Origin of the sequence: Mitsuaria sp. PDC51, from assembly GCF_900113225.1 — a bacterium.
Classification (GTDB): domain Bacteria; phylum Pseudomonadota; class Gammaproteobacteria; order Burkholderiales; family Burkholderiaceae_C; genus Roseateles.
Window position 1 is genome coordinate 365,499 of the sequence record NZ_FOZE01000001.1, and the last position, 15,584, is coordinate 381,082.

Below are 15,584 nucleotides of genomic sequence, written 5' to 3' on the forward strand. Positions count from 1 at the left end.
ATGTCTGCCGTTGACGTCATCAAGTTGCCTCTCAAGCTTCTGGTTCCGCTGCTCCTCGCGGCCGTGGCAACGCTCGTTGCTATCGCCTACAAGACGAGTACGGACGGGCCGTTCATGTTCTATGGGCAAGAGTTTGGGTACACGACCAAACTCAAGGATCAGATCGAGACAGCCCGGGCGAATGCTGTAACTGCGCAGGGTCTGGTAATGCAGTACAGCAAGGAGCTCAAAGCTTCGCAAGATGAGGTGGCAGCTCTCAAGCAGAAGATCGCCGACTTCGAGAAGCAGAGCACGGCCGTTTGGTATCCCATCGCCGACGTACGCTTTTCGCTCGACGGGACATTCACGGTTGCAGGCTCTGACAGCGAGTTCCGTGGATTCTGGCGAAGCAAAGAGAGTGAGATATCCCTGCGCTTGGTCAGCCTTGATGGCGACGAGGCCGTCTTCGAGACGAACTTGGATCAGCCGCGGAATCGTCTTCGGATTGCTAAGGGTCACTCCATCTGGATGCCGTTCCAGCAATACGACTACACCCTTGCTGTCCGCGACGTGTCGTACCGGTCCGGGGAGCCGGTGGTCAACCTGCGGATTGATCGGCAACCGAAGCGCCGCTAAGCCTAGCGATCTTTCAGGTATAGCCAGGGCGTCGGCCGGAGTGTTGGTTGTGTGGCGGCGCAGCGCGCCGACGCTGAGTTCTGAAATGAGGCCTGAAGCCATGATCGAGGAACGCTTAGAAGTCCACTACCACCTGCTTGATGGCGCGCATTCCATGGACGCGCTTGTCCGCAACAAGTGCGAGGCGGAGTTGCTGGCGCTTGTTCGACACCTCGCTGGTGAGCTCGGCCTTGACGTTACGGTCGAGACTGCTGCATACGCGGACGGTGGGCTTCGGGAATACTTCAGACTCATCATCGACCCGGCCAAAGGGCCGCCCATTGTCGGGGTCGCCATGCTCCTACTGGCCTTCAATCAGCTCTTTGTCCAAGTGCTGTCGATGCCTGCCGCCCCCGACAAGGAGCAGGAGGCGCTGACCAAGGAGCTAACTAAACTTAGCATCGAGGAGAAGAAGCTCCAGATTCAAAAGCTGCAGCGCGAGGCAGCACAGGACCCACCGGCGGCACAGACGATCCGGGAGACGGCCAAGGCCTTCAACGAAGACTACAAGGTGGTCACTCGCCGCTCGAACTTCTACAAGCAGCTCATTCCTTATCAGAAGGTGTTCGCCGTAGGCTTCGGGATTGTTCCGACCGGGGCGGCCGCTCCTGTCGAGGAGACGGTAACGCAGCGCAGTGAGTTCTCCCGCTACATCATCACTTCCGACAAGCTGCCTGAACTCGTGGGTGACGAAGCGGTCATCGAAATCGTGGCACCGGTCATAACGGGTGGGAACATGCACTGGAAGGGGCTGCACAACGGCGAGGTCATCAGCTTCGCAATGCGGGACACCGCATTCAAGGAGGCCGTCTCGGCATGCACCGTGAGCTTCCAGCATGGCGATGCCATCGTGTGCGTGCTCCACGTTGAGCGCAAGCTGGACCCCGTTGGCGAAGTCGTGATTACCGGCCGCTACGTGTCACTTGTCTACGAAAAGAGGAGTGCGACTGGTGTGGCGAGCGCGACACCCCAAGGTCGCAAGAAGCGCTTTGAGGGCAAGCACGCGAACTCTCAAGCGCAGTTTTCGTTTGACGGACGAGGAACGCCATAAGTTCGGGCAGGCCGAGCGGGACGCTGATGCATCCCTAAGATCGAGGATGCGCGAAATGCGGGGAGTGGCTAGCGTTGCTTGCTACGCTGCATCAGGAGCCCGCTATGTCGATCCGTCACGTTGCACTTTCTCTCGTTGCACTCACCGGTGTGCTGACCTTTTCGGCGTCGGCGCAGTCAAGTGAGAAGGGCGAAGCAAAAGCGGCAGCCGTCAATCCGGCCAGCTACGTCCCACTTGGCGTTTCGGGCGCGAACGGCGGCCTACCAGCCACCGCCTGGTACCTAGATACGGCTACGCAGCGCGTAGTGGTCTGCCTCAAGAACAGCGCAGCCCCTCCGCGCTGTGAGGCGGTTCCTATGCCGAAGTGATTCGGCCACATGCGGTTGCCTGCGCGCGCTGACGCGCGGTCGAACCGATCATGCTCGCGTGGCTATGCTTCGTTGCCCGCGTCCTCGATGACCGCCAAGAAGTATCCGTTGAAGTTGTACATCAGCCGGTCCGCCTCCCAAGGGGTGAGGTGAGCTTCTCGCGCGCACTCCACGAAGAATGCCTCCACAGTCGCGTACTTCGCCGAGCTGACCCCCAACGCTTTGGCAATCGCCTTCACGCGTTCGTCCACCGCGATGCAGGTCTCGAAATCGGGGTCCGCCAAGTCCATCCAGATGTTTCGACCGTACTTTGCGGCGATGCCGTGGAACTTGGTGATGAAGTCGAACTTCGCCTTGTGTCCGCTGAGCGCGAGCATCTTCCGCGTTGCGTTCTCCGCGCCCCCATCGCTTCGATTTGAACGAAGTTTCGATCTAGCCCGGGGGCCTTCCACGCGGCTCTACGAACCCGGGCCAGCTGAAGTATCTCTGCAATCTCGGCCATTCTGGCCGCTGGAGCCAGCGCCTTAAGTGCATCGAAGGTGATTCGCTGAAGGAGCTTGCCGTCTGAAGCTAATCCTTCCCATCCCCGTGAGTTGCCCCATGTGGCTGATGGCGCTGCGACGCGCCGGCGTGCCCACGCAGCCGATGGCCTGTATCGGACGCTGGGTCGGACACATGGCGCGGGGGCGATTCGCTCACGCCTCGATCGGACAGGCGCCGGCCGTGCCGGGCGAAGCGGTCCTCGGATGGCTGGTGCACTACGCCGTCGGCATCGCCTTCGCGGCCTTGCTCGTGGTGATCGCCGGACCCGGCTGGCTCCTCGCGCCGAGCTGGGAGCCGGCGTTGGGGGTTGGCGTCGCCACGGTGCTGATGCCCTGGTTCGTCATGCAGCCCGCGATGGGCGCCGGTATCGCGGCGAGTCGCACCGCCGCGCCCTTCCAGAACCGGCTGCGCAGCCTGAACAACCACCTCGTGTTCGGCATCGGCCTGCTGATCAGCGCGCTGGCGCTGCAAGCGCTGCGATGAGCGGGCGCGGCCGCGCCGCTGCCCCGAGGTCTGCCTGTCCGCCGTTTCTTCCCTCGAAAGGACTCCCATGAAGGTCACTGCCATCCCCACCGACCGACCGGTCCGGACGCCACGCCGCCTCGCGATCGTCTATCACAGCGCCCACGGGCACACGGAGCACATCGCGTCGCACATCCGCGCGGGCGCTCGCGAGGTGCCCGACGTCGCGGCCGACCTGATCGCCTACGACGGACTGGTGCTGGGCTCGCCGACCTACCTGGGCGGCGTGGAGGCCGGCAGCTTGGTCGCCGCGTCCGCCACGGCGGGCGTGCCGGCATGACGCCCGAGCGCCGCGCCGGCCTGCTGTTCGGCTTCATCCTGTCGGGGCTGATGTCGCTGCTCGTCTCGGCGGTGACCACGCTGCGCGCGGTGGGGCTGGTCGACGGCGTCGGCGGCCTGTGGATGACGGGGTGGCTCAGCGCCTGGGTGATCGCGTTTCCCACCGTGCTGGTCGTCGCGCCGCTGACGAGGCGGCTGGTGGCACGGCTGATGGGGCGACGAATGGGATGAGGACTTCTCCCTCCCGCGCGCGGGAGGTCCGAGTCCGCTGTCGCGGTCTCGGCCGCGGCTCCCGCTACCTCACGGGATATACGACAACGGCAGCGCCGTCGTGAATTTCAGCTCCTCCATCGCGAAACTGGAGCTGACGTCCGACAGCTGCGTGTTGGCGATCAGCCGCTTGTAGACCTGGTCGTAGGCCGCGATGTCCGGCACGACCACGCGCAGCAGGTAGTCGACGTCGCCGCTCATCCGGTAGAACTCGACGACCTCGGGGATCGCCTCGACCGCGGCGCGGAACTGCTCGAACCAGCCTTGCGAATGCATGCTGGTCCGCACCGACACGAACACCGTCACCCCGACGTTGACCTTCTTCGGATCGACCAGCATCACGTTGCGGGTGATCACGCCCGACTCCTTGAGCCGCTGCACCCGGCGCCAGCAGGGCGTCGTGGACAAGCCCACCTCCGCCGCCAGGTCGCTGACCTGGACCGCGGCGTCCCGCTGCAGCACATGCAGGATCTTGCGGTCAATGGAATCCAGTTTTGTCATTTCAGGCCGCCTTGGAATGCATTTGCTGAAAGCGATGAAGAACAGGTGGATTTTGCATGCGGATTCCACGGCGGCCTTCTGACAATCGTCGGCCATGGAAATCTATCTCGACGCCAACGCCACCACCCCCGTCCTGCCGCAGGCCCGCGAGGCCGCGCTCTCCGTGATGGCGGACGCGTTCGGGAACCCCAGCAGCATCCACGGCAGCGGCCTCAAGGCCCGCGCCCGGCTCGACGAGGTCCGCGCCACCGCGCGTCGGGTGCTGGGCGCGCCGGGCGGACGGCTGGTCTTCACCAGCGGCGCGACCGAAGGCATCCAGACCGCCGTCCTCTCCGCGCTGACCGCGCTGCGCCAGCGCCGCGACGCCGGCCAGGCGATCCCGCCGCGGCTGCTGTACGGCGCCACCGAGCACAAGGCCGTCCCCGAGGCGCTCAAGCATTGGAACGCGCTGCTCGGCCTGGGGCTGGAGGTCGTCGCGATCCCGGTCGGACTGGACGGTCGCCATGACCTCGTCTGGCTGCGCGAGCAGGTGTCCGCCGCCGGCCTGGTCTGCACGATGGCGGCCAACAACGAGACCGGCGTCATCAGCGACCTCGACGGCATCGCCGAGGTGTTGCGCGGCAGCGGCGCGCTGTGGCTGGTCGACGGCGTGCAGGCGCTGGGCAAGCTGCCGCTGCAGCTCGGCGAGCGCGCCATTGACTACGCGCCGTTCTCCGGCCACAAGCTCTACGCGCCCAAGGGCGTCGGCATGCTCTACGTCCGCGAAGGCGCGCCGTTCACGCCGCTGATGGCCGGCGGCGGCCAGGAGGGCGCGCTGCGTTCCGGCACCGAGAACATGGCCGGCATCGCCGCGCTGGGCGCGGTGCTGGACGCGCTCGAGCAGGGCGGCACCTTCGCCTCGCTCGGCCAGCTGATCGACCGCCGCCAGCGCCTGGCCGACGCGCTGCGCGACGCCTTCCCCGGCGTGGTCTTCAACGCGCCGTTCGACATCAGCCTGCCCACCACGCTGAACGTCTCCGTCCCGGGCCTGGGCGCGAAGCTGCTGCTCGACCTCTTCGATGCCGCCGGCCTGCGCGTCAGCGGCGGATCGGCCTGCGGCGCGTCGAAGGCGGCGCCGAGCTACGTGCTCCAGGCCATGGGCCTGCCGGCGTGGCGCGCCGCCTCGGCGGTGCGCCTGTCCTTCGGCGCGGCCGATACCGACGCCACGCTGGAGGAAGCCTGCCGCCGCGTGCGCGCCTGCGGTGAGTCGCTGCGCGCCACCTGCCAGACGCCGTCGCCGAACGACAGCCCGCAGGCGCCGGACCTGCTGACGCGCTTTACCGTCGACGGCGCCTGCTGTTACGTCGTCGCCGATGTCGCCAGCCGCCGCTGCGTCGTCGTCGATCCGCTGCCGGAGCTGACCGGCACGCTGGCGCAATGGCTGCGATGTCGCGGCCTGTCGCTGGCGGCGGTGCTCGACACCCACAGCCATGGCGATCACGCCTCCTCGGCGCAGGCGCTGCGCGACGCGGTGCCGGAGTTGCTGGCCGAGGACGCCCGGCCGGGCCGGGTAGATGCCCTGGGCTGGCCCGCGGGCGCCGAGGTGATCGCGCTGGGTGGCTATCGCCTGTCGCGCCTGGCGACCCCCGGCCACACCGAGGACTCGACCGCCTATCTCCTGCATGCCGGCGGCGACCTCGTCGCGACCTTCGTCGGTGACACGGTGATGCCGGGCGCGCTCGGCCGCAGCGATTTCGCGCAGAGCGCGCCGGCCGCCTTCGGGCCGTCGCTGAAGACGCTGGAGCGCAATGTCGGCCTGGACGGCCTGCTGCTGCCCGGACACGACTACGACGACCGCTTCGCCACGACGCTGGCGGTCGAATGCGAGGCGCAGCCGCTGCTCGACGGCGTGCTCAAGGGCCGGCTCAGCGCCGAGGCCTTCGCGATCGGCAAGGGCGTGCTGGAGCACGACCTCGCGCCGACCCAGTACCAGACCATGGCGTGCGGCGCGGGCGTGGCCTGCGCGCGGTCGACGGAACGCGTCGAGCTGGACGTGGCTGGCCTGCAGGCGCTGCTGGTGGAGGGCGCTCATCCGAAGCCGGTGCTGGTCGACGTGCGCGAGGCCTACGAGGCGCGGCTGAGCCCGAACGAGGCGCTCGCGCCCGAGGCGGTGCCGCTGTCCGCGCTGATCAACGCATTGCCGCGCTGGCGCGCCTTGCCGACCGACACGCCGGTGGTCTTCTTCTGCCGCAGCGGCAATCGCAGCGCGCAGGCGGCGCGGGCGCTGCGCCGCCTCGGCCATGCGCAGTCCTGGAGCCTGGCCGGCGGCCTCGCCCTGTGGCCGGAAGCCGGTGCCTCGCTCGCGACCGGCGCGCGCGGCAATCCCAATGCCGGCACCACCAGCGGCGTCCCCATCGCCTTCGACGCGATCGCGATCTGAGCGGCCTCGCGCGCTCGTCCTCCTGGGGCCATCCCTGGATTGACCGTCGGACGGAGTGCCTCTATGCTCGGCGCTTGAAAGCGCTTTCATAAGCGCGCAGCACAAAGGCATTCCCATGACGGAGACAACGACGGGGCGCGCCAGCGCCTCGCTGCGATGGACGCTGTCCGCCAAAGGCGCGGACCTGGCGAGTTCGACGCGCCTGGCCGCGCAGCCCGACCTGGCGCTGCAGCCGGTCGCGCAGCTGATGGCCGATGCCGCGATCGCCGGCATGCCCAAGCTGGTGGTGAACAGCGCCAGGCGCTTCCAGCGCATCGAGGGCTTCGGCGGCGCGTTCACCGAAGCCGCCGCGACCACCTGGCAGCAGCTGCCGCCCGCGGAAGCCAACGCGCTGCTGCAGGCCTACTTCGACGTCGGCGCCGGCCACGGCTACACCTTCAACCGGGTGCACATGAACAGTTGCGACTTCTCGCTGGGCAACTACGCCCATGCGGAGATCCCCGGCGACGAGGCGCTGGCCGACTTCAGCATCGATCGCGACCGCCGCGCGCTGCTGCCGATGATCAAGGCCGCGATGAAGGTCGCCGCCCGGCCGATGAAGCTGCTGGTCTCGCCCTGGAGTCCGCCGGCGTGGATGAAGACCAATGGCGAGATGAACAACGGCGGCAAGCTGCTGGCGCGGTACGCCCGGGCCTGGGCGCAGTGCTACGTGAAGTTCATCCAGGCCTACGAGGCCGAGGGCGTGCCCATCTGGGGCGTCTCGGTGCAGAACGAACCCGACGCGGTGCAGCGCTGGGACTCCTGCGTCTACAGCGCCGAGGAGGAACGCGACTTCGTCCGCGATCACCTCGGCCCGGCGCTGCACGCGGCCGGCCTCGAGCGCATCCGCATCGTGATCTGGGACCACAACCGCGACCAGATGGTGCAGCGCGCCGACGTCGTCTACTCGGACCCCGAGGCGGCGAAGTACGTCTGGGGCTGCGGTTTCCACTGGTATGTCGAGGACCACTTCGACCACGTCGGCCTGCTGCATGACGCCTATCCGGACAAGCAGCTGCTGTTCACCGAGGGCTGCCAGGAAGGCGGCCCGCACATCGGCTCCTGGGCGACCGGCGAGCGCTACGGGCGCAGCCTCATCAACGACTTGAATCGCTGGACGGTCGGCTGGATCGACTGGAACCTGCTGCTGGACGAGACCGGCGGGCCCAACCACGTCGGCAACCTGTGCAGCGCGCCGATGCTGGCGGACCGGGAGCAGAACCGGTTGATGCCGCAGAGCGCCTACGACTACCTCGGCCACTTCAGCCGCTTCATCCGGCCCGGCGCGCATCGGGTGCTGTGCTCGGCCAGCAGCCAGGACCTGGAATGCACCGCCGCGCTCAACGAGGACGGCAGCATCGCCGTCGTCGTGATGAACCGCAGCGAGCGCGCGCACCGATTCACGCTGCGCATCGACGGCCAGGCCGGCGTCGCGGCGCTGCCGGCGCGCTGCATCGCGACCTACCTGCTGCCGCGCTGAGGCGGGGACGACCGCATGACCGTCGCCGATGTCACCGCCTCCGCCCGCGTCGAGGCGCTCTACCTGTACCCGGTGAAGTCCTGCGCCGGCGCCCGCGTGTCCGAGCTCCGCTTCGATGCCGACGGCCGCATCGAGGGCGATCGCGAATGGATCGTGGTCGACGCGCGTGGCGAGCTGGCCTGGCTGGGCTCGCATCCGAAGCTGGCGCTGCTCCAGCCGAGCCTGCTGCCGGATGCGCTGCTGTTGCGCGGCGGCGGGCAGCAGCCGCTGCGGCTGTCGCGCGAGCCCGAGGGCGAGGGCGAGGCGACGCAGGCGCTGATCTGGCATCCCGGCGAGCGTCGCATGCTGGGCCACGCCGGACGCGACGCCGGCGCGCTCGCGGCCCAGTTCCTGCGTGACCTGACCGGCGAGGAGCTGCGGCTGGTGAAGCTCGAGCGTGAGGCGATGCTCGCCACCGCGCCGAATCCGCTGCATGCGGTGTCGACGGCCTCGGTGGGGGAGCTCAACGCGCATCTGGCGACGTTGGGACTGGGACCGGTGGACGTGCGCCGGCTGCGGCCCAACCTGGCGCTGGGCGGCGGGCCGGACGCGGGGATGCCCTTCATCGAGGAGCACCTGACGCAGATGGTCTGGCAAGACGGGGAGGGCGCCTGGCGGCGCCTGGTGCATCGGATGCCGTGCGAGCGCTGCGTCGTGCCCAACGTCGATCCGGACACCGGCCTGGCGCAGGCCGGCATCGACACGGCGATCGCGGCGCTCAGCGCGCAGCGCTGGCCGGGACAGGCCTCGCGCTTCGGGGTCTACCTGCAGCCGCCGGCGGGCGGCTCGCTGGCCCAAGGCGCCAGCCTGACGATGGAGCTCGACTTTTGAGCGCCGGCCGCGGACTTTCCCGCCGCGGGCTGCTGGCGGCGATGACGGCGCCCGCCTGGACCGGCATGCTGGTCGTGCCGGCGCGGGCGCAGCCGCGCGAGGTGCTGACCGTCGCCGCCTTTCCGCTGATGGACGAGATCGCCAAGGCGGCGATCCCGGCCTGGCAGGCGCTGCATCCGGACGTCGAGCTGCGCATCCTGATGCGGCAGTACAGCGACCACCACACGGCGATGACGACCGCGCTGTCGACCGCCGTCGGGCTGCCCGACGTGATGGCGCTGGAGGCCAGTTTCGTCGGCCGCTTCGCGCAGGGCGGCGGGCTGGAGGACCTGCGGCAGCCGCCCTTCGGCATCGAGTCGGTGCGCGCGCGGCTGGTGCCGTATGCCTACGACCAGGCGATCGCGCGCAGCGGCGCGGTGGTGGCGATGCCGGCGGACATCGGCCCGGGGACCCTGCTCTATCGCAAGGACATCCTGGACCGCGCGGGACTGGCGCCGGAGGACCTCACGCGCAGCTGGGATGCCTACGTCGCCGCCGGCGAGCGCATCAAGGCGCGCACCGGCGCCTACCTGGTCGCCAACGTGCAGGAGATCAAGGACATCCTGGTGGCCGATGGCCTGCGGCCGGGCGAGGGCGTCTATTTCGACACCGAGTCGCGGGTGCTGGTGAACACGCCGCGCTTCGAGCGCGCCTTCGAGGTGTCCCTGCGCGCCCGCCAGAAGGGACTGGATGCGAAGGTGCAGGCCTGGTCCAACGACTGGGGGGCGGGCTTCAAGCAGGGGCGGCTGGCGACGGAGCTCTCGGGCGCGTGGCTGGTGGGGCAGCTCAATGCCTTCGTCGCGCCGGAGACCAAGGGCCTGTGGCGGGCGGCCTCCTTGCCGGGCGGCTCGCAAGTGCCCTACGGCGGCACGTTCTATGCAATCGCGCGCCGGTCGGCGCCGGCGCGCAAGCGCCTGGCCTGGCAGTTCATCCAGCTGATGACGCTGGACCCGGCGCGGCAGCTGCAGGCCTTCAAGGACTATGACGCCTTCCCCGCGCTGCGCGACGTGCACGACGATCCCTTCTTCAGCGAGCCGGTGGACTTCCTCGGCGGGCAGCGGGCGCGCCTGCTGTGGCGCGACGATGCCCTGCGCATCACCGCCTTGCCGGTCCACAAGCAGAACAAGTTCGCCGAGGAAGTGGTGCAGACCGAGCTGGACAAGGTGCTGCGCGGGCACAAGACGATCAAGGCGGCGCTCGCGGATGCCGAGCAGCTGCTGCTGCGGCGCGCGAAGCGCTGAAGGAAGGGGAGCTCTTTCATGAAGCAACGATTGACGCGGCGCTGGGCCGCCGTGCCGCTGTTGGCGGCCCTGACGATCGACGGCGGCGCGGCGCTGGCGCAGACCGCGACCGGCAAGGGCGGCGCGGCCTCCGGGCCGATCGCCCTGCCGGCCGGCTACACGCTGGTGTGGTCGGACGAGTTCGACCGGGACGGGTTGCCCGACCCGTCGAAGTGGGCCCACGACACCGGCATGAACCAGCAGGGCTGGCACAACCGCGAGCAGCAGTACTACGCCGGTCCGCGTCTGGAGAACGCGGCGGTGCGCGACGGCCGGCTGGTCATCACCGCGCGCAAGGAGGCGCTGTCGTCGCGGCCCGACTGGGGCGGCCAGCAATACAGCTCGACGCGGCTGATCACGAAAGGCAAGGCCGAGTGGACCTACGGCTTCTTCGAGATCCGCGCCCGGCTGCCCTGCGGCCGCGGCACCTGGCCGGCGATCTGGACCCTGGGCAGCCAGGGCGACTGGCCGGCCGCCGGGGAACTCGACATCCTCGAGCACATGGGCCAGAAGCCGGACTGGGTCTTCAGCACGGTTCATACGAGCTCCGGGCACGGCGGGCATGGCGTCGGCGACGGCCGCAAGCTCGCGACCGCCTGCGGCCAGTTCCACGACTACCAGATGCTGTGGACGCCCCGGGAGATCCGCTTCGGCATCGACGGCCAGGTGCATGCCGCCTATCCCAACCTTGGCCAGGGCCCGGCGCAATGGCCGTTCGACAAGCCGCAGTTCCTGATCCTCAACCTCGCCATTGGTGGCGACCTGGGCGGGGAGATCGACGACGCGATCTTCCCGGTCAGCTACGAGGTGGCCCACGTGCGGGTCTATCAGCAGGCGCGCTGAACGCGGGGCGCCGGCGGCGCTCGCCGGACCCGGCGCGGATCGATGGTCTACTTCCGGCTTGGCCGGAGACCGCAAGACGTTCTTCGTGACCTGGTCCGTCGACACGTCCGTCGACGCGCCCATCGACCCGCTTCGAGAGCCCCACTTGTCCCGCAGTACCCAAGGCGCCACGCTGCTCGGCCTGATCGCCATCCTGTTCTGGAGCACCTCCGTCGGCGTCACGCGCAGCACGATCGAGTTCCTCGGCCGGACCGGCGCGCCGGCGGTGATGTTCACCCTGTCCGCCCTGCTGCTGCTGCCCACGCGCAGCGCGCTGCGCGAGTTGCCGCGGCGCTACCTGTGGCTGGGCGCCGCGCTGTTCGTCGGTTATGAGCTGTGCTTCGTGCTCGCGCTCGGTTTCGCGCGGACGCGGCACGAGGCCATCGAGGTCGGCATGGTGAATTACCTGTGGCCCAGCCTCACCGTGCTGTGTTCCGCGATCGCCGGCGGGCAGCGGCTGAATGCGCTGATGCTGGGCGGGCTGGCGCTGGCTTTCACCGGGGTCGTCACCGCGTCCTCGCCGCCCGAGGGGCTGTCGCTGGCGCGCTTCTTCCACAACGCCGCGTCGAATCCGCTGGCCTATGGCCTGGCCTTCGTCGGCGCGATCGTGTGGGCGCTCTACAGCACCTGCACCCGCTACATGGCCGAGGGCCGGAACGCGCTGTGGTTCTTCATGGCGCTGAGCGCCGCCGGCTTCTGGGTGGTGCACGCGCTCAACCCGGAGCGAGCGCCGATGCAGGCGTCGATGCACGTCGTCATCCAGGTCGCGCTGGCGAGCACCGCGGTGACGCTGGCCTATACCTTCTGGAACCTCGGCGTGCTGCGCGGCAACATCCACCTGCTGGGGCTGGCGGCGAACGGCACGCCGGTGATGTCGGCGCTATTCGCGTCGCTGCTGCTGAGCGCGCCCTTGCCGCCGATCTTCTGGGGCGGCGCGGCGCTGGTGGCGCTCGGCTCGCTGGTGGCGGGGATCGGGGCGCGACGCGCCGCCCGGCGCGCCGATTGAACGATTGAAGCAACGGCGATGATCCGCCCGATCAAGACATCGCGATCACGCATGGCCGGGGAGGGCCTTGGATGAACGAGAACGAAGAGGCGCCGACCGCCGCCGAGCCGGCCCGCGTCGACCTGGCCGCCTGGTGCCTGGCGGCGTGCCGCGTGGCGACCTTCCGCGCACCGCCGTGGGAACGGCTCGTCACCAACCCGACCTGGATCGCCGCGCTGCTGCTGGGGCATCTGCTGCTGGCCTTCGGCGTCCAGCGCCTGGCCATCGACGGGCCCGCGCGGCTGTATTGGCCGGCGGTGCTGAACGGCTGGGCGGCCACGGTCCTGTGGATCTGGATCAGCTGGATCGCCGTCCGCGCCGCGCGTCAGCGGCCGGGGGCCGCCGCGGCGCCCGACACGTCGGTGGTGCTGACCCTGGTGATGGCCAACAGCGCGCTGATCTCCGTCGCGGTCAGCCTGCTCCTCGTGCCGCTGCTGCGACTGATCGGCCCGCTGGAAAGCTGGCCGCTCGGCGCCCGTTGGGGCGTCTGGCTGCTGCCGATGATGTGGCTGCTGGCGACCGCCACGGGCCTGCTCTGGCGCGTCATCCCTTCCGCCGCGCCCCGCGCGTTCGCGGGCCTGGTGGCGCTCGCGGCCGTCGCCATCGCCGGCTGGTTGCAGCCGGCGATGTTCTGGTGGCCCGATCCGTCGGCAAAGACCACCGGCACGGCCGCGACCGACGAAGACGCCGCCACCGACCCGGGCCTGAAGCTCACCGAGGCCGTGCTGGCCGCGCAGCCGCGCCTGATCGCCGAGGCCCTGGACGCCTTGCCGCGCTCCGAGCCGGATCGGATCAAGGTCTACGCGGTCACCTACGCGCCCTACGCGATCGAGGACGTCTTCAAGCGCGAGAGCGCGGTCGTCGCCCAGGCGATGGCGGAGCGCTTCGGCGCGGGCGACAGGACGGTCCAGCTGGTGATGAACCCGTCGACGACCGAGTCGCTGCCCTGGGCGACGCAGGCCAACCTGCGCCGGACGCTGGACCGCATGGGGCAGGTGATGGATCGCGACAAGGACGTGCTCCTCCTCCATCTCACCTCGCACGGCGGCCGCGACGGGCAACTGGCCGCCGAGGCCTGGCCGCTCGAATCCGAGCCGGTGACGCCGGCGCTGCTGAAGCAGTGGCTGGACGAGGCCGGCATCCGCTGGCGCGTGATCTCGATCTCGGCCTGCTACTCGGGCAGCTGGATCGAGCCGCTCGCGGGCGACGACACCCTGGTGATGACGGCGGCCGACGCGACCCACACCTCGTATGGCTGCGGGTCGCGCTCGCCGCTGACCTTCTTCGGGCAGGCGCTCTACGTCGACGCGCTGAAGGACACCTGGTCCTTCGCGCAGGCCCATGCGCGGGCGCGCCAACTCATCGAGGTCCGCGAGCGCGAGGCCGGCAAGACCGACGGTTATTCGAATCCGCAGATCCGCGAAGGCGCGGCGATCGGCGAGGTGCTCCGGCGCCTGGAGCGGCAGCAGCGGGGCGACTGACGCCGCCGTGACGCGGGGTCGGGCGGGGCGGGCTGCGACTCAGCATTCTGCCGATGGCGTTGCCGCGGGCGGTGCGATAGCTTCCCATCGCGGTCACCCGACCGGCAGCGGGAGATGCCTCGATGAAGCGCTCGATCGAACAGGCCGAAGAACGGACCGAAGCCGCGCCGGCTCAGCGCGCGACCGCCCCGCGGTCGGCGGGGTTCGCCTCGACCGGCCCCCGTGACGCGGCGCCGCGCGCCAGTGGCTGGCAGGCCACGATCGAGGCCACGCCGCGCATGCAGCTGCAGCGCCGCACGATCGAGGCTGTTTTCGGGCGCGCGGCCCGGCGCGGACCAATCACCCCGCCGCTTCAGGCCGCGGGCCGTGCCGGCGGCACGACGCCGCTCGCGGCGCTGGCCACCGGTGGGGTCGCGCAGCGCAAGATGGGCTTCGAGTTCGAGAGCGGCAATACCTTCATCAAGGACCCGAACGCGGCCGCCGACGACCCGGCCACGCCCGAGGCGCTCGATCGCAAGGACGTCGCCTACGGCAACGGCAACAGCGCGTTCCGCCTGGAGGCCGATTCGGGCCACAACCTGGAGTTCGTGACCCAGCCCTATGACAACTGGCCCGCGCTCGCCCAGGCGATCACGGGGGCAAAGGCCTTGGCGGACACGCTCGAGCAGCGCGCCGGAGCGGCGCCTCGGGGAGAGTTCTCCGTCGGCATCGCCGACGGTTTCACCCAGGACGGCATCTGGATGAGGGTAGACGATCCGGCGTTCGAGGCCGCGGTGCAGTCGACGGAAGGGGTGGCGCTGGGCGACCTGTCCCGCATGATCGACGAGCACCTTGAGGCGGGCGACGAGCACGACGACATTCATGACGACATGCGCGACGTGATCGGCGACGCCCGCGCCAACACCTCGCTGGGTCCGCAGACCGCGGTCTTCCCAAACGTGAAAGGCATGCTGCTGGCGCTGGTGATGTACATCGACCGGGCCCGCACGACCGTGCCGGACAGCACGGATGGACCGAAGGCGTCATTCCGGCTGATGGCGCGAACCGATTTCCGCAGCATGTTCCGCTCGCTGACCCAGGGGGAGCGGGACCAACTGAAGCTGATCCTCTACGGCACCGCGACGGCCGGTACGGTCGACAGCAGGGCCAACACCCTCACGCGTGTCGTGGACATGGAGCTGGACAGCCAGCTGTTCCGCCGTGGCTATCTGGACGAAGGCGCTCCGAACGTGCCGCAGAAGGTCAACGCGGGGCCGACCCTGCGCGCCTGGCTGAGCAGCATCACGACGGCGGCCTCCGGCCGCGACGTGTTGTCGCCGCCGCCCGGATACACGCCCCACAGCGCGCTGTCCGGCGAGAACAAGAAATTCCGGTATGGCATGGGTGCGATGGGGATGGATGGCGACCTGGCGCTCTTCGAGATGCGCGGCTACTCCGCGCTGGACGGATGGCAACCCAAGAACGACTGGGAGGCCTTCGCGCAGACCCGTTTCGACCGGGCCGCCCGGCGCAACACCAGCCTCACGCCGCGCGTGCCGCCGCAAGCGGTGGTCCCGGTCAACGCGCAGCCCGCGCAGGTGCCGGTCCCGGTGCCGCAGGCGCCGATCGGTGTGCCCCAGGTGGCGCCCCTCCAGCAGGCGCAGCACCTGCAGCAGCAGGCCATCGCGCTGTTGCCCGTCTTCCCCGCCCAGCCTGCACCGCCCTTGCAGCAGGTGGGGCACCAGGGCCAAGGTCAGGGCCAGGGCCAGGGCGCGCGCAAGCGCAAGTTCGGGCAGTGAGGCGGCTCGCGCCGCGGGGGACATCGATCGCCGGTGGGACCCACGGGGCCGCGGTCGTCGCTATCATCGCCCCCGCAGACAAG

General features: G+C 69.4%; 16 protein-coding genes. 14 read left to right on the top strand and 2 right to left on the bottom strand.

What is annotated here, in order from left to right; genetic code table 11:
- The 3 genes from BM393_RS01605 to BM393_RS25025 all read left to right on the top strand — a co-directional run bounded on the left by BM393_RS01605 (position 1) and on the right by BM393_RS25025 (position 2,073).
- Positions 1-615, top strand: coding sequence for a hypothetical protein (locus BM393_RS01605; RefSeq protein WP_141225192.1), 615 nt, complete (start codon positions 1-3; stop codon positions 613-615).
- A 100-nt stretch (positions 616-715) separates the two neighbouring features.
- The gene (locus BM393_RS01610) at positions 716-1,705 is read left to right on the top strand and encodes a hypothetical protein (protein ID WP_091720751.1); all 990 of its coding nucleotides are present in this window, start codon (positions 716-718) and stop codon (positions 1,703-1,705) included.
- Positions 1,706-1,809: 104 nt separating this feature from the next.
- On the top strand, positions 1,810-2,073 hold the full coding sequence (locus BM393_RS25025) for a hypothetical protein (protein ID WP_141225193.1): 264 nt from the start codon (positions 1,810-1,812) through the stop codon (positions 2,071-2,073).
- A 62-nt stretch (positions 2,074-2,135) separates the two neighbouring features.
- On the opposite strand, the gene BM393_RS01615 is transcribed toward BM393_RS25025, so the two are convergent.
- Entirely contained in the window at positions 2,136-2,450 is a 315-nt protein-coding gene (locus tag BM393_RS01615; RefSeq protein ID WP_091720755.1) for a hypothetical protein, read from the bottom strand.
- Between the two features lie 223 nt (positions 2,451-2,673).
- On the opposite strand from BM393_RS01615, the gene BM393_RS01620 reads away from it, so the two are divergent.
- The 3 genes from BM393_RS01620 to BM393_RS01630 all read left to right on the top strand — a co-directional run bounded on the left by BM393_RS01620 (position 2,674) and on the right by BM393_RS01630 (position 3,648).
- A complete protein-coding gene (locus BM393_RS01620; RefSeq protein WP_091720758.1) occupies positions 2,674-3,099 on the top strand; it encodes a DUF2938 family protein in 426 nt (141 codons plus the stop codon).
- A 67-nt stretch (positions 3,100-3,166) separates the two neighbouring features.
- Positions 3,167-3,418 (top strand): hypothetical protein, encoded by a 252-nt coding sequence (locus BM393_RS01625; RefSeq protein ID WP_217648371.1) that lies wholly within the window; start codon positions 3,167-3,169, stop codon positions 3,416-3,418.
- Positions 3,415-3,648 (top strand): DUF2798 domain-containing protein, encoded by a 234-nt coding sequence (locus tag BM393_RS01630; RefSeq protein WP_091720762.1) that lies wholly within the window; start codon positions 3,415-3,417, stop codon positions 3,646-3,648. The genes BM393_RS01625 and BM393_RS01630 overlap by 4 nt, the downstream gene beginning before the upstream one ends.
- 69 nt (positions 3,649-3,717) lie before the next feature.
- Here BM393_RS01630 and BM393_RS01635 read toward each other — a convergent pair whose 3' ends face one another.
- Positions 3,718-4,179, bottom strand: a complete 462-nt coding sequence (locus BM393_RS01635; protein ID WP_217648425.1) for an Lrp/AsnC family transcriptional regulator — start codon at positions 4,177-4,179, stop codon at positions 3,718-3,720.
- A 103-nt stretch (positions 4,180-4,282) separates the two neighbouring features.
- Here BM393_RS01635 and BM393_RS01640 point away from each other — a divergent pair, with 103 nt between their 5' ends.
- The 8 genes from BM393_RS01640 to BM393_RS01675 all read left to right on the top strand — a co-directional run bounded on the left by BM393_RS01640 (position 4,283) and on the right by BM393_RS01675 (position 15,501).
- Positions 4,283-6,607 carry an aminotransferase class V-fold PLP-dependent enzyme gene (locus tag BM393_RS01640; protein WP_091720769.1) on the top strand — a complete coding sequence of 775 codons (2,325 nt, stop codon included), beginning with the start codon at positions 4,283-4,285 and terminating at the stop codon, positions 6,605-6,607.
- A 115-nt stretch (positions 6,608-6,722) separates the two neighbouring features.
- A complete protein-coding gene (locus BM393_RS01645) occupies positions 6,723-8,126 on the top strand; it encodes a glycoside hydrolase family 30 beta sandwich domain-containing protein (protein ID WP_254783166.1) in 1,404 nt (467 codons plus the stop codon).
- A gap of 15 nt (positions 8,127-8,141) precedes the next feature.
- Complete coding sequence (locus BM393_RS01650; protein WP_091720773.1) at positions 8,142-8,996, top strand: MOSC domain-containing protein; 855 nt, start codon at positions 8,142-8,144, stop codon at positions 8,994-8,996.
- Entirely contained in the window at positions 8,993-10,276 is a 1,284-nt protein-coding gene (locus BM393_RS01655) for an extracellular solute-binding protein (RefSeq protein ID WP_254783167.1), read from the top strand. The genes BM393_RS01650 and BM393_RS01655 overlap by 4 nt, the downstream gene beginning before the upstream one ends.
- Before the next feature lie 18 nt (positions 10,277-10,294).
- Positions 10,295-11,158, top strand: coding sequence for a family 16 glycosylhydrolase (locus BM393_RS01660; protein WP_091720777.1), 864 nt, complete (start codon positions 10,295-10,297; stop codon positions 11,156-11,158).
- 145 nt (positions 11,159-11,303) lie between these two features.
- The gene (yddG, locus tag BM393_RS01665) at positions 11,304-12,203 is read left to right on the top strand and encodes an aromatic amino acid DMT transporter YddG (protein ID WP_175538147.1); all 900 of its coding nucleotides are present in this window, start codon (positions 11,304-11,306) and stop codon (positions 12,201-12,203) included.
- Between the two features lie 71 nt (positions 12,204-12,274).
- Positions 12,275-13,723, top strand: coding sequence for a C13 family peptidase (locus BM393_RS01670; protein ID WP_091720787.1), 1,449 nt, complete (start codon positions 12,275-12,277; stop codon positions 13,721-13,723).
- A gap of 122 nt (positions 13,724-13,845) precedes the next feature.
- A complete protein-coding gene (locus BM393_RS01675) occupies positions 13,846-15,501 on the top strand; it encodes a hypothetical protein (RefSeq protein WP_091720790.1) in 1,656 nt (551 codons plus the stop codon).
- Positions 15,502-15,584: the final 83 nt, after the last annotated feature.